This is a genomic window from Fischerella major NIES-592 (genome assembly GCF_001904645.1).
In the GTDB taxonomy this organism is placed as follows: Bacteria; Cyanobacteriota; Cyanobacteriia; order Cyanobacteriales; family Nostocaceae; genus Fischerella; species Fischerella thermalis.
The window spans coordinates 357,872-380,287 of sequence record NZ_MRCA01000003.1 but is presented as its reverse complement, the minus strand read 5'-3'; the positions used below and the strand labels follow the sequence as shown (position 1 = coordinate 380,287).

Here is a 22,416-nt window from a genome sequence, read left to right as displayed (position 1 = left end):
TTGTTCACTACCCCTCACACTCCCCACCTCCTCACACTCCCCATTGCCCCATCCCCCCACCCTCAAATCACTCCCAATTTGGCTAAACGCTCAATTGTTTGTTGCTGGGTTTGGATGAAGTGTTGGCGGTCTACTTTTTTGTCTAGCATAGTGTTTGCAGGATAAAAATTTGACTGGCGGTAGCTGTCTGCGTATAGTTCAAAGCGCTGGCGGGAAAGTAAATTATTTAACCCTGGACGACGGCGATCGCTACGCAAGGCTGCTAGGTTTATTTCTGCAAAAGCTGCCATGCTTTCCCCTGCTCCTGTTTCCGCTAGAACTAATCCCCGATAATCGATGATTTTAGAACCACCATCTGTAGAAGCTTGCGGTATAGGGGTATTGACGATACCAGCAGTATTGGCTGAGACTACGTATGCTATGTTTTCCACTGCCCGGCAAATTTTAGCAGCTTCTTTGGGTGCGCGCTCTTGGCCATAAACTTCTGATGTTGAATGCAGAAAAATCTCTGCACCCCGCATTGTCAAACACCGCGCTACTTCCGGGTACAAAATTTCTTCTGATGCCAAAGCAGCCAAATTACCTATTTCTGTTTTTGCTACGGGAAAAACACCATCCAAACCGTAACAGTCAAGATACTTATCCCAAACATCATGGGGTGTCGGTGCAAACATGGAATTTAAGCGCCGATAACGCAAAACTACTTCACCGGATGGGTTAATTACAAAGCATGTCTGAAAGTATAGCTCTGGGAAATTAGGATCAAGTTCGTAGGCATTACCAGCAATAAAAATTTTCAGCTTCTGAGCAATATTACTGAGGCTCTCATACTCTGCACCCCTCATTTCTAAACAAGCTTTTTCCGCCCAAACAGCAAACGTCTCTCCCATAGGAAAACCTGTGAGGAAGTACTCTGGTAGGACAATTAAACGACAGTCGGAGCCAATAAAAGCGATACTAGCAGCAATTTGCTGTCCTAAGCGCTCAATAGTCTTTTGCATTAAACAACGAGCTTCTTGGCGATCGCGTGCTTGGTTAACTGCATAACATGTTACTTGGAGTGCCAAAGTGCGGTATGAGTTGAGTGTAGTGGTATTTGCTGTCATAATATTAATTCTGTGATTTCAACAGATGCCTTTAACCACCCCATAAGGCTCGTATCAATTTGTCAACTGTACAGCAAGTTGATTTCCTGGATCACGTTCAATGGTAGTTTTATTATGAATGCGATCGCTTTTTTGTTACTGAGTTTGCTGTAAAACTTTATCAACTTGTCGTAGCTCAGGAGATGCTCAAGTTTTTGACAAAGCAACAGGATAAGTGATATTACCAATGTTAAGGTGTATGATGTCTAGTCTGCCTTCTATGGAACATAATCCGTTGCTAGGAACTTGGAAACTCATCTCAGCAACAGCTATAAACCCCGACGGAACGGTTGAGCCTGAAGTATATGGTCCTAATCCAACCGGCTACATCACTTATACTCCTGAGGGGCGGATGATGGTCATTTTTTCTAAACGCGATCGCTTGGCGCTTACTGGAGACATTCGTTCACCTTTTAGCAAAGAAATCCAATCTTTACCACCACAAGAGTGCCTACAAGCATTTTCTACATTCAATGCTTATGCTGGGATCTATACAATAGAGGGCAACAAGGTGACGCATCATGTCGAGATAGCCTCTATCCCTAATCGGGTTGGTACAGACTTAGTTCGTACTTTTACGTTGAACGGGAATCAAGTTACACTGCAAACTCCACCAACTCAAACTGCTGGTGTCGAGAAAGTCTTTGAATTGGTGTGGGAAAAAGTAGAGCCTTAATCAAGTAGGATTGCTATAGATCTAGTTGTTTAGTTTTTGTGTAGTTACGACAAGAGTTTGTGATCTAACGACAGTTAGTTGTGAAACAACCATGACGAAAAACAAGATCCCCGACTCTCTGCAAAAGCCGGGGATTTATTTGTTTGGTTTGGGGTGCGCGCTATCTTTTAGTTGATATTGATTTTCGCCCAGACTTAAAATTGCTTATATTTACATAATTTTTAAATAAATATACGATCATTCTATGAAGCTCAGCCTGTGCATGATTGTTAAAGATGAAGAAAAAGTGCTACCCAAATGTCTGGGCAGTGTCAGAAATGTGGTAGATGAAATAGTAGTATTAGATACAGGCTCAAGAGATAGCACCGTACATATAGCTAACAAATTCGGTGCAAAAGTACATGAATTTCAATGGTGCAATGACTTTAGTGCAGCCCGAAATGAAGCTTTAAAATACGTCACAGGCGATTGGGTTCTGGTTTTAGATGCAGATGAAAGTCTAGCACAAAAAATTGTACCCCAGCTGCAAGAGGCAATTCATAGAGAAGAATATTTACTGATTAATCTAGTTCGGCAAGAAGTAGGGGCGGTACAATCTCCCTATTCCCTGGTTTCCCGTTTATTTCGTAATCATCCAGAAATTTATTTTTCTCGCCCTTACCATGCTTTAGTTGATGATAGCGTCACCGAGATTTTATCCAAAGAGCCACAATGGCAAGTCGGTTATTTGCAAGGTGTGGCAATTCTCCATTCTGGTTATCAAAAAGATGTCATAGATCAAAACAATAAATATGCCAAAGCCCAAGCAGCAATGGAACAGTTTTTAGCTACTCATCCTGATGATCCTTATGTTTGTAGTAAATTAGGGGCATTATATGTGGAAACTGGGAAAATTTCAGAAGGTGTAGAGTTATTGGCCAGAGGAGTCACTACCGCAGAAGACAACTATGACATTTTATATGAACTGTACTATCATTTAGGCATTGCTTACAGTCGAGTACAAAATTTAAAACAGGCTGTTGCTCATTATCAAGCTGCAATTAAATTACCTATTTATCCTATGCTGAAGCTAGGTGCATATAACAATTTAGGTAATTTGTTTAAAACAGCTGGAGATTTAAATCATGCCAAAATTGCTTACGAAAATGCTTTGAAAATTGACCCTAATTTTGCCACAGGACATTACAATTTAGGAATGACTCTGAAGGCAATGGGTTTATATACTGACGCGATCGCTTGCTATCAAAAAGCCATAGGGATCAATCCTAACTACGCCGATGCATATCAAAATTTAGGAGTTGTGCTGCTCAAATTAGGTAACTTGCAGGCTAGTTTAGCTGCCTTTGGGAAAGCGATCGCTTTACATGAAAAAAATAATCCCCAAGAAGCACAGCGACTGCGGCAAGGATTGCAAGAAATGGGGTTAATTTAGAGTAAAACTTCCAACTCATAACTGATAGCTAAAAAAAATCCTAAGCCTCTACAGGAAGCTTAGGACACTCAATAAATGGATTGCTTCTAAAATAGCAAATTTCAGGAAAAATGTAATTTATTTTTCCTTATGTGTTGTTTTTCTAGAGTTCTTTCCGTATTGACATGAAACCGAGATACATGTAAAAACGTGCACTCCGGGTCTGGAAATCTTTGATATACCTAGCTTTCAAAGATTTCGGATGGCAGACTCATTGCCGCCTCTAAGGTTGGGGAATATTATGTAAATTCACTACATAATCACCGTATCTTTTTATATGCCGATTTACATAAGGGCTTAAAGCCGCGATATGGCGTTCAAGAATCACTTCCCTACTGTTCACTCAACATTTAATTCCCCAAATGGGGTTGGATTTTATATATCCTTGCTCTACTGCAAAGTTAAATAGGCTTTGCAGTATCGCTTGATGCTTGTTGTGAGTTGTGTGTGTCTTGTAACAGATTCTGACCTTCAGGAAGTTGACCTGTGCGGAGCCAGTGCTGAAGTTCAGCCGGAGGTTTAACCCGTTCTAAGGGCGATCGCAATGCTTCGCCCTCCAAAATTTCGGTTTGGAGTAGCGTCTGGGCAGTTTCTTCAAGCAGTTCCCGGTTTGTTTGCAAGACCGATAGAGCGATATGGTGAGCACCATCAACAATTTCTTTCACCTCACGGTCAATTTCCTCTGCTACCTTGGGGCTGACTGAGCGGCGCGGGTTCGGATAGCCTTCCAAAAATTGCTGCTGAATTTTTTCAAACGCCACCGGGCCTAATGTATCGCTCATGCCATAAAGGGTCACGGCACGCTCCGCCAGATCGGTCGCTTTCTGAATATCATCACTTGCCCCGGTGGAAACTTCGCCAAAGATGAGTTCTTCCGCCGATCGCCCCCCTAACAAAGTAGCAATTCGTCCTCGCAATTCACTCTCGACCATGAGAAACCGATCTTCTTCGGGCAATTGCAGCGTATAGCCCAAAGCCCCCACGCCTCGCGGCACGATCGAGATTTTCTCAACCTTTCCTGCCCCTGGCATCAATGCCCCAACCAGGGCATGACCCACTTCATGGTAGGCAACGGTCTTTTTCTCTAGATCATTGAGAACGCGCGATCGCTTTTCCAAGCCAGCCAACACTCGTTCAATTGCCTCATTAAAGTCAGCCATCGTCACGGCATCCCGATTTTGGCGGGCGGCTAGCAAGGCTGCCTCATTTACCAAATTAGCGAGATCGGCTCCGACAAATCCCGGTGTGCGAGCGGCAATTTTATCTAGATCCACATCAGCAGCGAGCTTGACCCGTCGGGCATGAACCTCCAGAATAGCTTTGCGTCCTATCTTATCGGGGCGATCGACCACAATCTGGCGGTCAAAGCGACCGGGACGACGCAGGGCGGGATCTAGCACCTCTGGGCGGTTGGTTGCCGCCAGGATGATAACTCCTGTATTGGCATCGAAGCCATCCATTTCGGTTAGTAATTGATTGAGGGTTTGTTCGCGCTCATCGTTGCCGCCCACAAACGGGCCACCCGCCGCCCGCGATTTACCAAGGGCATCGAGTTCATCAATAAACACAATACAGGGAGCCTGTTGCTTCGCTTGTTCAAATAAGTCGCGCACCCGTGCAGCCCCAACCCCGACAAACAGTTCAATAAACTCCGAGCCGGAAATGCTAAAGAAAGGAACACCGGCTTCTCCAGCGATCGCCTTTGCCAGCAAAGTTTTACCCGTTCCCGGTGGACCTACTAATAACACCCCTTTGGGAATCTTCGCACCCAGACGGGCATAGCGATCGGCGTGCTTGAGAAAATCGACAATTTCCTGTAGCTCTGCCTTCGCTTCGTCGATCCCGGCAACATCTGCAAAGGTGACCCCCGTATCCCCTTCTGAGTAAATCCGGGCTTTGCTTTTACCCACCGTCAATGCTGCCGGCCCTCCCTGGGCGCGATTAAACAACCATGCCCAAATGCCGAAGAAGATCAGCGGAGGTAACACCCAGCCTAAGAGAGTGCTGATCCAACCCGTGTTGCTAGGTGGTGGAGCCGCAAATTCCACATTATGCTCTCGCAAAATCTTCGGCAAGTCCAAATCGATTGCTACAGGCGTTGTGGCAAAAATGCGTGGCGGCTCTGTCTCACCGGGTTTGGGCTTCAACTGGTACTCAATTCGATTCGGACTGACGATTGCCCGTGCCACTTGTCCGGCTTCCACCTGCTCAACAAATTCGCTATAAGGAACTTCCGGGGGTCGCGGACTCAAGTTAGGAAAAATCAGCAAATTCAGCAAAAATAGGCTCACCAGAAAAATCAATAAGCTGCCACCCACATCCCTGGGTTTGGGCTGCTTTTGCGATCGCTGAGTTTCAGTTTCCACAGGCATAAGCACAACTTCCTTTGGCAATCACTGGTTCGGAAAACCCCAAAAGGTTCAAGGGCTTCTGGACGGAAAACCCTACTTCTGTCAAGAACCTACTGAAGACTAAATCCTGCATATTTACTGATTAGAGTAGAACATTCAAATCTGTGGAAAAAATGAGTACCGCGATCAGAACGATCATCCAATCGGATTGTTAGATCGTTGAGATTATTCCTCAGAAAGTCCTCAGATTTAGTTGTCAATTTATTGGGTGTAGGTACGGTGTCAGTCTGAACACCCTTGAATGATAGCTCCAGGCAGATGTTGCGTAATTAGATTGCGTATTTGGAGGATGAATACCTATGGCAACCATTAGCTTGAATGTTTCCACGGTAAAACCCCTGGGCGATCGCTTATTTGTTAAAGTTGCCCAAGCCGAGGAGAAAACAGCGGGCGGAATTTTGCTACCCGACACCGCCAAAGAAAAGCCTCAGGTCGGTGAAGTAGTGCAAATTGGGCCGGGCAAACGTGATGAATCAGGAAATCGCATCCCGATGGAAGTCAGCGTTGGAGACAAGGTTCTCTATTCCAAGTACGCTGGCACAGACGTTAAGTTAGGCAGTGAAGATTACGTCTTACTGTCAGAAAAAGACGTGCTTGCTATTGTTGCCTAGAGATCTGTGCTCTATCACCTCTGCTCATTTCAATGAGCAAAAAATCTGCTTAAGTTTCTGTTAGTTTCTGTCAAGTTCGGCCTCGGCTGGATTCCTGTCGAACGTTCTACGCTCATGATCTCAATCATTTCAGGAGAGTGATTATCTATGGCCAAAACCATTTTGTACAATGATGTTGCTCGCCGCAGTCTTGAAAAAGGGATTGACGCACTGGCAGAAGCGGTGGCTGTCACCCTTGGTCCTAAGGGGCGCAATGTCGTGCTGGAGAAGAAATACGGCGCACCGCAAATTATCAATGATGGCGTGACCATTGCCAAAGAAATTGAGCTAGAAGATCACGTAGAAAACACCGGAGTGTCTCTCCTGCGTCAAGCGGCATCGAAAACGAACGATATAGCAGGAGATGGAACGACCACCGCAACCGTACTTGCCCATGCCATGGTTAAAGAAGGGTTGCGCAACGTGGCGGCTGGAGCGAATCCATTGCTGTTGAAACGAGGTATTGATAAAGCCACCCACTTTATTGTTGACCGGATTCAGGAACATGCCCGTCAGATCGATGACTCCAAATCGATTGCTCAGGTGGCAACCATTTCTGCGGGCAATGATGCTGAAGTTGGGCAAATGATTGCCGAAGCGATGGAAAAAGTCGGCAAAGAAGGCATAATTTCCCTAGAAGAAGGGAAGTCTATGCAGACGGAATTGGAAGTCACGGAAGGGATGCGCTTTGACAAAGGCTACATTTCCCCCTATTTCGTGACCGATGCCGAACGCATGGAAGCGATTCTGGAAGAACCCTATATCCTGATTACCGACAGAAAGATTACCCTGGTGCAGGATCTAGTCCCAATTCTGGAACAGATGGCACGGGCATCCAAACCGCTCCTGATCATTGCTGAAGACATTGAAAAAGAAGCTTTGGCAACCCTGGTTGTGAATAATATGCGTGGCGTACTACGGGTCTGCGCCGTCAAAGCACCAGGATTTGGCGATCGCCGTAAAGCCATGCTGGAAGACATCGCCGTCCTCACCAACGGTCAGGTAATCAGCGAAGACACAGGCTTGAAGTTGGAAAATGCCAAGCTCGAAATGCTTGGTAAAGCCCGTCGTGTCACCATCACCAAAGAAGACACCACGATCGTGGCTGAAGGCAACGAAAAAGCCGTCAAAGCCCGTTGTGAACAAATTCGTCGCCAAATTGAGGAAACCGACTCGTCCTACGACAAAGAAAAACTGCAAGAACGACTGGCGAAGCTCGCAGGTGGCGTAGCAGTCATCAAAGTGGGAGCTGCAACGGAAACTGAATTAAAAGACCGTAAGCTCCGGCTGGAAGACGCCATCAACTCGACTAAAGCCGCCGTGGAAGAAGGGATTGTGCCCGGTGGTGGCACCACCTTTGCTCACCTCGCGCCGCAACTGGAAGAATGGGCGAAGAGCAATCTTCAAGATGAACAATTGACCGGTGCCATGATTGTGGCACGTGCCCTCTATGCACCCCTGCGTCGGATTGCGGATAACGCCGGTGTGAATGGTGCAGTGATTGCTGAACATGTGCGAGGGCTGCCCTTTGACGAAGGCTATGATGCCGCCAAAGATACGTTTGCGAACATGTTTGAGGCTGGCATAGTTGACCCAGCAAAAGTAGCTCGTAGCGCTCTGCAAAACGCTGCATCGGTAGCAGGTATGGTGCTGACAACCGAGTGTATTGTTGTTGATAAACCAGAACCAAAGGAGAAAACCCCCGCAGGCGCCGGAGCAGGCGGCGGTGACTTTGACTACTAATGGTAACAGATGAAATAGTGTAAACCGACGAGGAGGGAATATTTGATTTCTCTCCTCATTGTTATTTCTCAATTATTTCTTAGTCAAGTCACTGAAGATGTTTTTACTTGCTGCCAAATCAGCCACCGCCAGCCACCGCCAAGCTGAAATTATTGAAGTCATTTTACGCAATGGCTGGAATTATTTTCGCAGTCGCATTATCAAAGATGCCCAACCCGAACAACCCGCTTTACCTCTACCGCACGTTCTGCGACAAATCTTAATTGAGCTAGGGCCGACCTTTGTCAAGCTCGGACAACTGCTCAGCACTCGTCCAGACTTGCTCAGTCCAGAGTACATTGCAGTGCTGGAAACTTTGCAAAACAATGTTCCAGCTTTACCCTGGAATAAGATAGAACCGATTTTACAAAATGCTTTTGGAGAATCATTTCAATCTAAATTTCTCACTATTGAACCCGTGGCGATTGCCGCTGGTTCTCTGGCCCAGGTGCATCGGGCGGTTTTGAAAAACCACCAAACCGTTGCGATGAAAATTCAACGCCCTGGTATTCGAGAAATTGTCGAGCGGGACTTGGAGGTTCTAGAAGCTCTCGCGAACTGGTTTAGTCGAGATAAAATAGGACAGGCTTACGATTTACCTGGCTTAGTTGAAGAATTTCGATACAGCCTTTTGGGTGAACTTGATTTTCATCGAGAAGCTCGCAACACCGAAAAACTCCGCCAAAATTTAAGCAATAGCCGTTTTTGGAAATCCGGACAAGTCGTTGTTCCCAAGGTGTATTGGGATTGGACAACTGATTGTATTCTGACGTTGGAATGGATTGAAGGGATCAAGCTGAATCAGGTTGATCTCCCCGAACACCGCAAAAAGCGACTGGCAACCTTAGCGGTTCAGGTGGTGATGCAACAAATCTATCTCGATCGATTTTTTCATGCCGATCCCCATCCTGGTAATTTTTTGTATATCGGGGATGATACCCAGGATCGGTTAGCCTTACTGGATTGTGGCATGGTTGCCATGATCGACCCTCGTACACAAAGTATTCTCACCGATCTGCTCATTGGCATTGTGTACGAGCGGCCCAAAATTGTCACCCAGGCCATTCGGGAGCTAGGGTTTACCCGCTTAGATGTCGATTTACGATCAATTGAGTCTGCCTTTGACCGCCTGCTCAGGAGATTTTATACTCGACCTTTGACAGAAATTAACCTGGCTGAACTGCTCAATGAAGCACTGAGGGTGCCACGAGAAAATAATATTCAAATGCCAGGCACGATTGGATTATTTGTGAAAACGATCGCCAATGTGGAAGGAATCGCCCGCCAACTTGATCCCCTATTTCCCTTTGTAGAAGTTGCGCGTCCTATTGTAGAACAGGCAATTCGTCTGCGCCTATTTGGAACTGAGCTATGGCAAGATGCTGTGCAGTCGAGTCTCTATTTGTCCCGGCTAACTACCCAATTTCCCCAGCGGTTTGAAGTGTTACTCGATCGCCTAGAGCGCTCAGAGTTAGGCATCAATCTAGGTTGGCGACTAGAGCAAGAATTTTTGCACACGCAGCAACAAGGGATGAACCGTTTGAGTTTAGCTATACTGTCAATGGGTTCGCTGGTTTCTGGCGCAATTCTACAGCAATTATTGGGACAGGATTCTGTATCTTCTCCTTTGATTGAAATGGTTAGTCAAGGCTTACTCTTATCTGGCATTGGGTTGATGAGTTGGGTGACGATCGCTCTTTTGCGTTCTTTTTGATTGTCTTTATCTATATACTCAAAACAATGTTTTTTTCATGAGAGCCAAGATCCCATCTATTACATACTGCACTGCCAGTGCCGCCAGTAAAATTCCCAACACTCTGGAAACGACATTAATCCCCGTCCGCCCGAGCCATTGGGTCAGGGTTTGGGCGATAGCCAGTGAACCATAGAGCAACAACAGCACAGACATCGTCATTCCTAAAACGATCACCGTACCAAAGGGATAAATAGTCGCCTCCCCCTGCAAGACCAAAATACTAGCCAATGCACCCGGCCCAGCAATCAACGGCGTTCCCAAGGGAAAGACGCTAATGTCTGTTCGGGTTTGAGCTTCTGATTCTTCTGCTTTCGTTTCTCGCTGATGTTGGGCAAACACCATATCAACGGCTATTTTTAACAATAAAATTCCAGCCGCTACCTGAAAGGCTTCCACGCTAATTCCCAGATAGCGCAGCAAATTGTTACCAAATAGGGCAAAGCTAAATAAAATACCCCCTGCGACTAAAATGGACTGGCGAATGATACGCATTTGCACTTTAGGGGAATACTCACCTGCCAGGGTCAGAAAAATAGGCACTAACCCGATCGGATCAAGAACCACGAAGAGCGTGAAGAATGCTCGCAGAATAAAAGGGGTCATGGGAAGGATCATGAAGCATCAAGATTGGCAGCTGTCAACGCCGTCGCCAGAACTTCCTCCGCCGCACTCACGGGTACAAACTGGAGTTGATGGCGCACTTCTTCCGGCACATCTTCTAAATCTGGTTCGTTCCGCTGGGGGAGAATCACTGTCTTAATTCCTGCTCGATAGGCGGCTAATACTTTTTCCCGAATTCCCCCCACAGGTAGCACTTTGCCCCGCAGCGTGATTTCTCCCGTCATGGCCACATCATTACGAACCAAGCGGCCAGAGGCAACAGAGGCGATCGCTGTTACCATCGTCACCCCCGCTGAAGGCCCATCCTTGGGTGTCGCCCCCGCTGGCACATGCACATGCACGACTTTTCCCATAAATACCTTGGGATCAATCCCCAATTTCTCCGCATTAGACCGTACATAGGACAGGGCTGCCTGGGCAGACTCCCGCATCACATCCCCCAGCATCCCGGTTAACACCAACTGTTCGGCGCGTCCAGGCATCATGGTCGCTTCCACAAACAACACATCGCCACCAGCAGGAGTCCAGGCTAAACCTGTGGCAATACCGGGGCGATCGATTCGTTCCACCACTTCATCAAGAAACCGGGGGCGACGCAAATAATCAGGAAGTTGCTCGGCTTCGACGGTGGTGGCTGTCACTTTTCCTTCCGCAATTTGGCGAGCCACTTTGCGCACCACCGCACCAATTTCTCGCTCTAAACTGCGAACCCCTGCTTCACGGGTATATTCCCGAATAATCCGCTGGAGTGCCCCATCGGTAATTGCCAGTTCCTCTGGCTTGAGTCCATTAGCCCGTAGCTGTTTGGGCAGCAGATAGCGACGAGCAATGTGCAACTTCTCCAGTTCGGTATAGCCAGAGAGACTTAAAATTTCCATGCGATCCAGCAAGGGAGAGGGGATGGTTTCGACGGTATTGGCTGTGCAGATAAACAAGACTCTGGATAAATCAAAGGGTACGCCCAGATAGGTATCTACAAAGGTATGATTTTGAGCTGGATCGAGGACTTCCAGCAGGGCTGCTGCTGGATCGCCCTGAAAACTTCTGCCCAGTTTATCCACTTCATCCAGCATAAACACCGGATCAGCCGTTTCGGCTCGTCGCAGAGCTTGAATTAAGCGCCCCGGTAACGCCCCAATGTAGGTACGACGATGACCGCGAATCTCGGCTTCATCACTCACCCCACCCAAACTAATGCGGACAAACTTGCGTCCCATTGCCCGGGCGATCGACTGTCCCAGGGAAGTTTTACCCACGCCGGGTGGCCCCACAAAACACAAAATCGGTTCGCGGCGAATCTCCTCTAGCACGGTTTCTGGAGGCTTTTGGGAAGCTGGTGCCTCTTCTGGAACCTTTTCCTGGACAGAGGATTGCTCTTCCAGAACGGCAGCACGCTCACTCTTGAGCTTTTTAACCGCCAGATATTCCACAATCCGGTCTTTGATCTTCTCCAGATCATAGTGATCTTCATCCAATACTTGGTGCGCATATCCCAGGTCGATCGCCTCACCTGTCGTTGTATTCCAGGGCAGACTCACCATCCAGTCGAGATAGGTACGAATCATGCCGTATTCTGGGGAAATGGCGGGCAGTCGTTCCAGGCGTGACAATTCGCGGAATGCCTCTTTACGGGCTTCTTCAGGGAGCTGGGCTGCTTCCAGTTGGTTGCGTAGTTCTTGAATTTCTGCTTGTTCTGCGTTTTCTTCACCCAGTTCACGCTGAATCGATTTCAATTGTTCCCGAAGAATGTATTCCCGTTGAGATTTAGAAATTTTTTCCTGGGCATCCGAGGCAATTTGTTGCTGTAACTCCCGCACGGCTAATTCTTGCTGGACAATTTCAATCAGCCGCTGGAGCTTGTTTTCTACAGCATCTAACTCCAGGATCTCTTGCCGCAGGGGCGTTTCCATTGGGGTCATTGCCGCAACCAAGTAAGCAAACAGGCGGGGATCGCTGATATTTTCACCAGCAGCAGCTAATTCGTTAGGAATATCCTCCGTCAGGGGCACCAGTTTGCTAAATAACTCACCCAATGTGCGACGCAAAGCTTCTAGCTCCGTCACACCGGATATCACCTGCTCCGGAGAGGTTTCAATCCTGGCTACTAAGAAGGGTTCGGTTTGCAGAAAGTCCAGGATACGAATGCGTTTTAGTCCCTGAACAACGAGTTGGAGGGTGCCATCTGGCAAACGCAATAGTCGGTGAATAATTGCAGCAGTCCCCACACGGTAGATATCATCCGGACCTGCCGGGCGGGCCTCTGGGTGACGCTGCGCCACCAGTGCCACCAGCCGATTAGTCCGCATAACTTCATCTACAAGTTTGACCGATCGCTCCTGCCCAACCACAATGGGAGCTACCGCCATTGGAACTACCACCGTGTTGATGAGCGGTAAAACCGGCAGAATGTCGGGAATTTCGGGAGTTGTTTGGGCATCTATTTCGGAATTCTGATTCACATTGATGGGTGTATCGGTCATAATCACACCTCTGCTTTGGGTAGGATGACATACAGGAAACCCCGGTCATAGCGCGCCTGGATGCGATCGCGCTCAATTCGCTGCTGGATGGGAACTTCCAGTCGAAAAGCACCGTAGTGAATGTTAACAGCGTGGTACAGTCCCTCCCCTTCAAAGCTCTCCCAGGGGCGCACACCTTGAATCACCAGGGCATTTTCGTAGAGGGAAATTTCAAAGTCTTCTTCCACCATGCCCGCCACTTCAACTTTCACAATTAGGGCGGTGGGCGTTTCATAGAGGTCGGCGGCGGGTTGCCACTGTGGATAGGCAAAGCTTGCCTGAAGTTGACCTTCCCAAATGGTGGACTGGGAAGGCGAAGTTATGCCAGAAAAAACACCCGTATATCGGTAGCTAAATCGACGGTAGCGCATAAATTTGATGGTTTCAATGATGATTTTGATAGATAATTGTCTTTTTCCTGGAACTGGCAATCACCAGAGATGTACTTAAGCTTCAACAATAGGCATTTTGCAATAAAATTTTGACTCCTTAGAATGACAATTTAGTGTTTATCGTGGTGCGAATTTACGATCAGGTTTTACAAACTTGATTTAACTCGATAATCCCACCCCATCTTCAATCCAAATGGCAACCGTGCCGCCATCAGCCAGGAAATCAGCCCAACCAAATTCATCAGTGTAGAGTTCTTCGGCTTTGCTGCCATACATTTCGTAGCGATCGCGCACAACCAGGAAGCCATCTGGCGTTGCTTTAATGGTTGCCAGGTGATAGAAACGTTTACTCGAACGTCCCGTATTCATACGAATTGCCTCCACACGGTTGTATGCATTATTGATGACAACAGCCATAGCCCCCTTTGCGCCAGGAACAAACCCCAATCTTACCCAGCCTGCAACGTTGGGATTGGCGTAATATTGTTCTTCACCTAGAGCAAACTGCTTTCTCAGTTGCAGGAGGAGATCGAGATAGCTATTCCCTGAGAGTTGAGCGCGATGCCACTGCCTTTGTGCCTCATACCAATTGCCTGAACCATAATAATCGGGGAAGAAAATACAAGGATACCCCTGCCGCCGTAGCAAAATGTAGGCATAGGCTAACGGCTTAAACCACTCCTCGACATGAGATTCATAGAAACGACCATACTCATAATCATGATTCTCAACAAAAGTAACCGCCAGTGCTGGTTGTTCAGCCATCAAGGTGCTGCTGTTGAGGTTTCTCAAATCATAGGCTTGCCCCTGACGACTGGCATCACCAAACTTGAATCGCAGGGGAAAGTCAAATAAACAAAGTCGTTGGGGATAGTCACCTTCTGATGTAACCCGTTTAATATAAGCATGGAGGGCATTAAGATCCCCAGAGAGATATTCTGCAACAGCAAATAAGTTTCTACCAGTAGACCAGCGAACGTGCCCTAGCCATTCGCGGATGAAGTCGGCATTAATGTGTTTCACTGCGTCCAGCCGCACGCCATCCACATCAAGCTCCTGAACGAGCCAAGACCCCCAGTATTTCATTTCCTCCCGCACATCATAGCGCCCATAATCCAGATCGCAGCCTGCTAAATAATCGTAATTCCCTTTTTCTAGGGATACCCATTGGGCAAAAGATTTGACTTGGGGAATATAATTTTCCTCGTTAAACAAGTAGCGATAAATATATTTGCCAGACGGTTCAAAAAATTCCCAGTCCCCTTGGCGAATTTTTGCGGCGGCATCCACACTATCAAAATGGCGAGAATACCATTTGAAGCTAGAGTACTTATTTTGCCGATCTGGGTATTCAAACTTTGTGTACCCTTGAATTTCAATTAGACCGCTTTCGTAGCCATCCCACCAACGCTCTATGTTGCGATTATCTTTCTCAACTCGAATTGCCTGCCAATAGTCATCCTGAGCACCTCCCATTTTGTGATTGAGAACCACATCGGCATAAACTTGAATTCGCTGATTTGTGCCATCACCATGTAGTGCTTCGATGGCTGCTAGTAAATCTTGTTTGCTGCCATATTTAGTTTCTGGATTCGGATCGGGATCGCCAGAGATGGGAAATTCGCCAAGATCAAAGTGATCATAGACATCATAGCCAACGCTATTTGTGCGGTTGAAAGCTGGCTTGTAGGCTGGTGGAATCCAAATTGCATCAATGCCAATAGATCTATAATGAGGAGCTTCATCTCTGAGAAACTGCCAAAGCTTTCTCCCCTGGCTACCGGGAAAACTATTTTCCTGGAGAAACCAGTGAAAGCCCTGCAACATGACACCATTTAGCTCAGAAGACACTTGGTTTTCCTCCGTATGGCAGGTGTGTCAAGTCATTCTCCCTCATGTTCATGATAGTGACCTCAATTAAGATCATTAAGATCATTTTCAGGGCAAAATTTGATTGATTCCATTCAATCTAAAAGTGGAAAATGCCAACCACCATCGAGTGGAGTCAGGCGATCGGCAAGGGGAGGTCCCCATGTGCCGGGTTCATACTGATAAACTGGCGATTTTCTGGTCAAAATAGGCTCTACAATTCGCCACTGGGCTTCTATTTCCTCCTGGTGGGCAAACAACATGAGTTCTCCTTTAATTGCATCTCCTAAGAGGCGCTCATAGGGTTGCATTTCACTCGCAGGTTCCACCTGAGCAACCAGTCCCACTTCATTACCAACCATTCCCTCACCGGGTGCTTGAGAGCGAACTCCGATCGCGGTTAACATATTGGGACTGAGACGAAAGTAAAAATAGTTCGCCAATCCAAACGCCCGTTCACCAAACACATCTGACCTGCTTTAATCCAGCTACGACGGTGCTAAATAGGCTGGGCGGAATCGCTAAGTAAAATGAGGGACTCTTTGAGTTTTCTAAGACATGGCAAAGCTTTTCGTAAGTCCCGCGATCGCCATAATCTCCTGAAATGTAGCAAAGCAATGAACACAGCTTCTTAAAGGCAGACTCATCCACCCCTTTTCGTTCCTCCAGGCTGCTGTGAATATGGCTTTATGTCCAGCTTGTGTTAGCCGACGTGCCATGTTAGCCCCCATCCGCCCCAGTCCAATCAATCCAAGTTCCATGCTCAAAATCTCGTCTATCGATTTTTTGCTTTTAGATCTTCCACAGAATTGGCAGGATTCCTCCTACCGTTGTGCTGAGTGTGCAGACGATTGCTAAAAGCCCAAAGATTTGCCAGTAACGCCATCCAATTTGATGGAAACGGTCGATCAGATGGGACAGGCTAATATCGAGTAAAAAAACGTTCATCCAACTGAGGGCGATCGCCACTGCCCATCCATAGATGCCACTATCCGTCAAGGCAGCAACCAGAATCCAGCTAGCACTAAACGTCAGCGAGAGTAAGCCAGCCCAAACTGGAAACCCCGCTAGCCAACAGCTACGCACTCCTGCGGTTGCAATCATCAACAAAATCGCGCTGACTGGAGAATGATTAGTGACCGTGAACCAGCCCAAGCCGCCGAAAATCAGGATCAGCAAACTCAAGTCTAAAAAGCTACTGACCGGGAAACGGGGCGAGGAAGAGAATGATAATGTTGAGCGATTATCGCCTGGAAACGAGTCTGAAATTTTGCTGATCATGATCCTGTAGCTCCTTGCGAACTTCTCTGGGAAGAGTCATGTAATCAATCTGATTTCAACGCACGTAATAGATCATCCCGTGTAATAATCCCAACCAGTGCCCCCGTTTCATCCACAACAGGTAGGCGATTCACTCGTTTCTCTAGCATTAAATCAGCCGCCTGGGAGATAGGAGCATCTGGGGCGATCGTGATTGGGTTAGGTGTCATCACATCCTGCACTAGAATCCCTAAACTCTTTTTCAACTGCTGCACAAAATGATCAAGTGGTTCGAGATAAATGATTCCACCTAAAAACGAGAGATACAATGGCAAGCGAACAGGACGCTCTCTGAATAACAAATCTGCTTCTGAAACGACGCCAACCACCTTACCTGTTTCATCAACTACAGGAAGTCCACTGATGTGGTTTTCCTCAAGACATCGCAAAACCGTTTCAACAGAATCTGTCGGCTTTACAGTCACCGGGTCGGTCGTCATCAAATCCTTAACCTGGCGCGTTTCAGTCAGCATCGTTGCAATTCATCCAAAGTGGGCTATTTAAGCTTAAGCCGAAAATCTGAGGGAAATCTGAGGTGAATGAGTGTTGTCTTGTCTGTTACCGTGTGGGCGACTGGCCAATCAGTTTTGACGTTGATAGATTTGCTGCCACAACTGATCTTTAAGGAAAGTCTGTGCCGCTTCGATATCTGCCCGTACTTCTGTAACGCTTCGTTGTTGCAGCATGGCGATTTCCTCCACCTCCCATCCTTCTAGGAGGTAAAGCATCAATGCCCGACGTTGCAGCTTGGGCAATTTCGATAATTGGGCAAACAACCACCGCTCCTTCTCATCAAGGCTGTAGGCCTCCCAGGGTTCTTCAACTTCGTGTTGGGGAAGGATGTCTTCTAAAGTCAAAGATTCCAAATCGCCCCAAAATGGCTCGTTGTCTAGAATCCAGCCACTTGCCACACGAAACCGCGGATCATCTTCTGAAATTTCGGTCTCTAAAGAAATGGCAGGAATTGCTTTAGCTTCTCGCTCATCGATGATTTCATGCATTAGTCCACTGATCCACTGATCGAGAGGTTGCTGAGGAGGACGTTGCTCAAAGCCTTCCCAGGCCCGGAGGATCGCTTCATCGAGTAGATCGGATACCGTCATTTCATCAGGGGAAACCTTGCCTTCTAGTTGAGCAAAAACTAATTCCCGCCGGGCATGATTTCGTAAGTTGCGTAGTACAGGACGTAATAAATCAAAGAAGAATTCTCGGCGTTGTTGGCGAATATCTTGTTCCAACAATTCCAGGGTAGTAGCAACATCTGTTTGCTGCTGTTGTTTTTTCCGGTGGGTGCGATCGCGCCGCAACTTATCTTTGTGGCGACGAATTTCTTCTGCCAGAATATCCACAGCTTCATCGATCGCAGCTTGATACACGCCCTGTCGAGTTTTGGATTGAGCCACAAGCACCTGAGTCGGCAACATTAATACTGCTCTTGCTTGATAGCCGTCAGGATTGCGATCGACCATCAATCTTAAATGCCGTTGCTCCTCTGGAAATGTTTGCAAGAGTCGAGCAATTGGAGGCTGTTTTCGGCTCCAGTAGTCGCGAATTCCTTCTTTGACCGTATCGGGACAATTGTGAAAAATCAGATGCTGTACCATCAGTTCCTCCCGTGTATTGCAACAGTAAATAGTTGCTTTTTATACGTAAAACCCGAAGATTGGATGCCACTAGTGTTCGACAACTTCAAATCCTCTATCCCTATCACTGCAACTTTTACCAGGGAAACCTGTAGAAAAAATGAGACGTTTGTAGATTGTGCAACTTCAGCTTGACGAATTGACGGTGATGGGTTCCTGCGGAGAAATCATTGCCAGTGCAGCTTGTGTCATCACTAAGTTTCCTGCTAACTCCACCTGCTTACGTTCGATGACTCCCACCACTGTACGGGGGTTATCTTTATCAACTACTGGTAAGAGATATAGCCCTCTAGCTCCCATACGCTCTAGTGCTGCGGCAATGGATTCATCCTCATAGGTATAGAGAACTTCTGTAGTGCAGATTTGTTCAAGCGTTTGCTGAAAGGGATTTTGATCAGTTGATTGAGATGCCTTATCGATAGACTGAGAGCGTTCAGCGACAACTTGGGTGATTTTTCGCCGAATGTCGGCGAGGGTGACCACTCCAACTAATTGTCCTGTATTATTAAGAACTAAAGCTGTATGGCATTTGTTTTGTAACATCGTTTGTCCTGCCTGAATTAATGGCATCGATGCAGGTAAGGCAAAATAATCTCGATTCATGAGGGCAGAAACAGCTACATCTCCCAGAAGCTCTATCTCATCCTGGTTTTGCAGATTTACCCCCATTTGGGGTAGATCTAATTCTCCATTCGAGGAGTTATACTGCATCAAATCAACTACCCAAACACTGATCCCCACTGCCGCCATCAGCGGCAAGACAATCAGGTAATTGCGGGTCATCTCAAACAGCAACAGAATCGCAGTCAGTGGTGCTCTCACACTTCCAGCTAAAACAGCAGCCGTTCCCACTAGGGCATAGGCTGGAGGAGGTGCGATTTCGGCATGGGGCCAGATTGTAAGCAGGAAATTGCCATAAGCACTCCCCAAGCAAGCTCCCAGAAGCATGGCAGGCGCGAAGATTCCCCCTACCAAACCACTGCCTAAACTAATTGCCGTGGCGATTAATTTGACAATTAGTAAGACACAGAGAAATTGTAGAGAGAATTGCTCTCCTTGAAGAATTAACTCTAGCACATCATAGCCGACACCAAGAATTTGTGGCAGCTTGAGTGCCAGAAGTCCGACAATTATTCCTCCTAGCAGTGGTTGTGTAATAGCAGGTAATTTACCTATCGCTGTTTGGTTCGTCCATTCACCTTGAAAACATGCCTGGGCAAATCGAATTGATCGCGTATAGATGATTGAAACTAAACTTGCTAGTATCCCTAAGCCAAAATAGTTCAACCATTCCCAGGAGTTCATTAATTGATAAGTTGGCAAATCAAAGGCAGGATGTGCTCCCAGAAAGCTTTGAGCAATTAAGGCAGAAATAACCGCTGACAGCAAAATTAAACTGGCAGCAGGGGTAGCAAATCGGGTTCCCAAAATTACCTCGATCGCAAAGAAGACCCCGGCGATCGGTGCATTAAATCCGGCAGCAAATCCAGCAGCAGCCCCCGCTCCTAGCAATAAACGATAGCGTTCTCGCGAAACTTGAAAGGTTTGTCCTAGTAAGACACCCACACTAGAGCCAATTTCTACACTCGGTCCTTCTGGTCCTAAGGATGCTCCTGTTCCCAAAGATACAGCAGCAGCCAGCATTTTCACGAAGGGGCGCAACGGAGAAAACAGTTGGACTCTGGTATTACTCAACAGTGCTGCTAGGTCTTGTCCTAATAGGGTTGGAAACGACCAACGCAAGATACCAATCAGCAAGCCGCCCAGGGCAGGAATAGTAGCGAGTGTCCAAGTTCCCCATTTTAATAAGTAACTGAGTACCTGCACAAATGCCAAAGTTTGCACTAAGGAAATTAAGTTTTGAAATAAAACAATTGCTAAGCCTGCTCCTCCACCAATAATCAATGCAGAGAAGATTACCAAGACTTCTGGGGAGGGCTGCAAGCGATTCAGCAGGTTGGTAAGGCGATCGCTCAGCGAAGGGATTTTCGCTCCTAAGGACGGCAGTATTCTAGGTGGCGGAGTTGTCGCAGTCATTGAGTGGGGCTTGAATAAGGTGAATTGGTGCAACGTGAGTGCCGATGAAAATCCGAGAGGAAGTTACTAGACGTGTGATAGCGCACGCAAGTCACACTAAACTTTTCAATTCGATCTTCATCGTTTGCTTAGATTATTAATTTAATTTCTAGAAGTTGTTAGTTCAACAAAAGCCTATGTCGGACACTACCGCCCCCAGGACGATGAGCGCGACTCCAACACCCAACTTACCTCAACGCGCGATCGGACTATGGATTGTTGCCGTCTGGATTGCTGCGGTGGGGATAACGAATTTGTTATCTGCCGTCACGCCGGGTAACGTTACGGGCGCTCATCCCTGGCTCATTTAACGCTCTTAAGCGACAAGTCTTACTACTTTAGTCCTTCAGGAGAAAGCGTGATTGCTTATGTTCCGAAAGGGCGAGGTGTAGTAGTGGCTCTGATTCGGGCTGATTCGGGCGATCGCCTGCTGGATTATTTCAGACCTGGTGCTTAATGAAAACTTAGTTGGGGATGAACGTGAGAGCGTCCTGTTTTGTGAGCTATCTACTGAGCGACCTTTGATCCACTCCACACGCCACCATCCCTAATTTCTCTCGGCATTAGAGAACCCAATTCAAGCAAGCCGCAATTTCTCGGTGCAGAGTCAACGGGTTAAAGGGTTTACCAATCAAACCTTTGATTCCCAGTGCTTCATACTGCTTAACGTCCAAAGAATCGGCCTTAGCCGTTAATAAAACCACAGGAATCGAGCGCGTTTCTATCTGAGCCAGCAGCAGCTTGAGAAACTGGTAGCCGTCCATTTCTGGCATCATCACATCTAAAATGATCGCATCGGGATGTTCTGTTCTGGCTTTTTGTAAGCCCTCTTCTCCAGACTCTGCTACAATTACCGTCCAGTGGGCAATTTTTTCCAGACAGGTTTGCACGACGCGCCGTACATCAAATTCATCATCTACAAACAAAACGCGTCGCTTGGTTAGAATATTTTTTGCCGATGAGTCAATCATTGGCTGTTGTTGTATCGATCCGAGATTTGAGAACACTGCTATACTCCTGCACTGGGAAACCTTCAACTTCCTTCAGGTTTAGACTGATAGATTGTAATACTGACTTAAGCGTTTAAGTGTATCAATTTTGGCTTTCTTTTTTAGTACGTCTTAGATGATTCAGCCCGCCTTGAAGGGGGATGAAGCATTTTATGAGCAGCCTTTCCCCAAACAGGCTAAGGTTCAGGGAGAGGGGCTAAGCACCCTGGAAGATAGACAGTAATCAGTGCAGGTTTTATTGCCCATTAAAAACCAGAATTCTAAGGAAACGCTGAGGGAGTTCAGGTTTTAGGTTGCCTTGATTGTGTAGGGGGAGTCTGCATTTTGATGTTGGGGAAATGGGGATGGTTTGCAACGACTGAAGTCGTTACGACAAGCCCTTTTACCAGTGGAGTTGGGTGATGATTTGATCGGCGAGTTGCAGGACGTTAAAGGGTTTGAGGATGACTCCTGCAATGTCAGCACTATTGCCTCCCAAGTTGTCTGTGGAGTTGGGGTCGGTGGGGTCACTGGCTGTGAAGAGAATCACGGGAATCGATCGCGTCACTGAATTGGTTTTCAGGGTTCGCAACCATTCCCATCCATTGCCATCGGGTAGGCTCAGGTCGAGTAAGATAAGATCTAGTGGTTGGGTTTGGGCAATAGTGACGCCGTCCTGTCCGGTCTGAGCGGTTAGAATCTTCCAGCCTTTGAGGCGTTCTAGGGTGACTTTGACAATGCGACAGAGATCGGGTTCATCATCAATCAGCAAGATGCAGCGATTGGGATTAGAATTAAGCATAAGAGTCAAACATATTGCTTTGAGCATAGGGAGAGTGTTGCCCACACACACCAGAGGGTTGAAACTGGAGCGATCGCCCCCAATGGGGTTGTACGATTATTGCCGACAATGTGCGGTTGATTCCTGGGCTGAAGTGCTCCACCCAGACGTTCAATCTAAAGCAATTGCAATGAATAACGACAATCCCGTCCTACTCCTGAGCGATCACAACATAAGTCACAAGACGGGCATCACTCCAAGTTTTTATCTTGACAGGCAGTGAAATCTTTTGAAAATACGGTATTCATGACAAAA

The 22,416-nt window shown here is 47.1% G+C and carries 21 protein-coding genes; 6 read left to right on the top strand and 15 right to left on the bottom strand.

Features of this window, described 5'->3' with window-relative positions:
- Positions 1-62: 62 nt before the first annotated feature.
- On the bottom strand, positions 63-1,106 hold the full coding sequence (locus tag NIES592_RS08985; RefSeq protein WP_073555540.1) for a nitrilase-related carbon-nitrogen hydrolase: 1,044 nt from the start codon (positions 1,104-1,106) through the stop codon (positions 63-65).
- Between the two features lie 238 nt (positions 1,107-1,344).
- Between NIES592_RS08985 and NIES592_RS08980 the strand changes: the two genes are divergently transcribed.
- Positions 1,345-1,821 carry a lipocalin-like domain-containing protein gene (locus NIES592_RS08980; protein ID WP_256678095.1) on the top strand — a complete coding sequence of 159 codons (477 nt, stop codon included), beginning with the start codon at positions 1,345-1,347 and terminating at the stop codon, positions 1,819-1,821.
- Positions 1,822-2,065: 244 nt separating this feature from the next.
- Positions 2,066-3,253, top strand: a complete 1,188-nt coding sequence (locus NIES592_RS08975) for a tetratricopeptide repeat protein (RefSeq protein ID WP_256678094.1) — start codon at positions 2,066-2,068, stop codon at positions 3,251-3,253.
- Positions 3,254-3,693: 440 nt separating this feature from the next.
- Here the strand turns inward: NIES592_RS08975 and ftsH are convergent, their stop codons facing one another.
- On the bottom strand, positions 3,694-5,664 hold the full coding sequence (gene ftsH, locus NIES592_RS08970; RefSeq protein ID WP_073555537.1) for an ATP-dependent zinc metalloprotease FtsH: 1,971 nt from the start codon (positions 5,662-5,664) through the stop codon (positions 3,694-3,696).
- A 338-nt stretch (positions 5,665-6,002) separates the two neighbouring features.
- Between ftsH and groES the strand changes: the two genes are divergently transcribed.
- From groES to NIES592_RS08955, 3 genes are all read left to right on the top strand, one after another.
- Entirely contained in the window at positions 6,003-6,314 is a 312-nt protein-coding gene (gene groES, locus NIES592_RS08965) for a co-chaperone GroES (RefSeq protein WP_009756748.1), read from the top strand.
- A gap of 147 nt (positions 6,315-6,461) precedes the next feature.
- The gene (gene groL, locus NIES592_RS08960) at positions 6,462-8,096 is read left to right on the top strand and encodes a chaperonin GroEL (RefSeq protein WP_009756747.1); all 1,635 of its coding nucleotides are present in this window, start codon (positions 6,462-6,464) and stop codon (positions 8,094-8,096) included.
- 97 nt (positions 8,097-8,193) lie between these two features.
- Positions 8,194-9,849, top strand: a complete 1,656-nt coding sequence (locus NIES592_RS08955) for an ABC1 kinase family protein (protein WP_073555536.1) — start codon at positions 8,194-8,196, stop codon at positions 9,847-9,849.
- 18 nt (positions 9,850-9,867) lie between these two features.
- Here NIES592_RS08955 and NIES592_RS08950 read toward each other — a convergent pair whose 3' ends face one another.
- The 11 genes from NIES592_RS08950 to NIES592_RS08900 form a co-directional block, all read right to left on the bottom strand.
- The gene (locus NIES592_RS08950) at positions 9,868-10,494 is read right to left on the bottom strand and encodes a MarC family protein (protein WP_026086541.1); all 627 of its coding nucleotides are present in this window, start codon (positions 10,492-10,494) and stop codon (positions 9,868-9,870) included.
- 8 nt (positions 10,495-10,502) lie between these two features.
- Positions 10,503-12,992, bottom strand: coding sequence for an endopeptidase La (gene lon / locus NIES592_RS08945; RefSeq protein WP_073555535.1), 2,490 nt, complete (start codon positions 12,990-12,992; stop codon positions 10,503-10,505).
- 2 nt (positions 12,993-12,994) lie between these two features.
- The gene (locus NIES592_RS08940; RefSeq protein WP_235148042.1) at positions 12,995-13,402 is read right to left on the bottom strand and encodes an Hsp20/alpha crystallin family protein; all 408 of its coding nucleotides are present in this window, start codon (positions 13,400-13,402) and stop codon (positions 12,995-12,997) included.
- A gap of 180 nt (positions 13,403-13,582) precedes the next feature.
- Positions 13,583-15,274, bottom strand: coding sequence for an alpha-amylase (locus NIES592_RS08935; protein ID WP_026086257.1), 1,692 nt, complete (start codon positions 15,272-15,274; stop codon positions 13,583-13,585).
- Between the two features lie 113 nt (positions 15,275-15,387).
- Positions 15,388-15,759, bottom strand: coding sequence for a hypothetical protein (locus tag NIES592_RS25810; protein ID WP_073555534.1), 372 nt, complete (start codon positions 15,757-15,759; stop codon positions 15,388-15,390).
- Complete coding sequence (locus NIES592_RS25805; protein ID WP_256678093.1) at positions 15,749-15,910, bottom strand: hypothetical protein; 162 nt, start codon at positions 15,908-15,910, stop codon at positions 15,749-15,751. The genes NIES592_RS25810 and NIES592_RS25805 overlap by 11 nt, the downstream gene beginning before the upstream one ends.
- Positions 15,844-16,053 (bottom strand): NAD(P)-binding domain-containing protein, encoded by a 210-nt coding sequence (locus NIES592_RS25800; protein WP_256678092.1) that lies wholly within the window; start codon positions 16,051-16,053, stop codon positions 15,844-15,846. Before NIES592_RS25800 ends, NIES592_RS25805 begins: the two co-directional genes overlap by 67 nt.
- Before the next feature lie 31 nt (positions 16,054-16,084).
- Positions 16,085-16,477: a hypothetical protein gene (locus NIES592_RS08915; RefSeq protein ID WP_256678091.1), complete on the bottom strand. Its 393-nt coding sequence runs from the start codon at positions 16,475-16,477 to the stop codon at positions 16,085-16,087.
- A gap of 140 nt (positions 16,478-16,617) precedes the next feature.
- Complete coding sequence (locus NIES592_RS08910; RefSeq protein ID WP_062245786.1) at positions 16,618-17,085, bottom strand: CBS domain-containing protein; 468 nt, start codon at positions 17,083-17,085, stop codon at positions 16,618-16,620.
- A 108-nt stretch (positions 17,086-17,193) separates the two neighbouring features.
- On the bottom strand, positions 17,194-18,216 hold the full coding sequence (locus tag NIES592_RS08905; protein WP_073555532.1) for a sigma factor-like helix-turn-helix DNA-binding protein: 1,023 nt from the start codon (positions 18,214-18,216) through the stop codon (positions 17,194-17,196).
- A gap of 165 nt (positions 18,217-18,381) precedes the next feature.
- Positions 18,382-20,292 carry a chloride channel protein gene (locus tag NIES592_RS08900; RefSeq protein ID WP_073555531.1) on the bottom strand — a complete coding sequence of 637 codons (1,911 nt, stop codon included), beginning with the start codon at positions 20,290-20,292 and terminating at the stop codon, positions 18,382-18,384.
- A 176-nt stretch (positions 20,293-20,468) separates the two neighbouring features.
- On the opposite strand from NIES592_RS08900, the gene NIES592_RS25050 reads away from it, so the two are divergent.
- The gene (locus NIES592_RS25050; protein WP_178379494.1) at positions 20,469-20,642 is read left to right on the top strand and encodes a hypothetical protein; all 174 of its coding nucleotides are present in this window, start codon (positions 20,469-20,471) and stop codon (positions 20,640-20,642) included.
- Positions 20,643-20,894: 252 nt separating this feature from the next.
- Here the strand turns inward: NIES592_RS25050 and NIES592_RS08895 are convergent, their stop codons facing one another.
- Positions 20,895-21,302 (bottom strand): response regulator, encoded by a 408-nt coding sequence (locus NIES592_RS08895; protein ID WP_073555530.1) that lies wholly within the window; start codon positions 21,300-21,302, stop codon positions 20,895-20,897.
- 421 nt (positions 21,303-21,723) lie between these two features.
- On the bottom strand, positions 21,724-22,122 hold the full coding sequence (locus NIES592_RS08890) for a response regulator (protein ID WP_016870280.1): 399 nt from the start codon (positions 22,120-22,122) through the stop codon (positions 21,724-21,726).
- Positions 22,123-22,416: the final 294 nt, after the last annotated feature.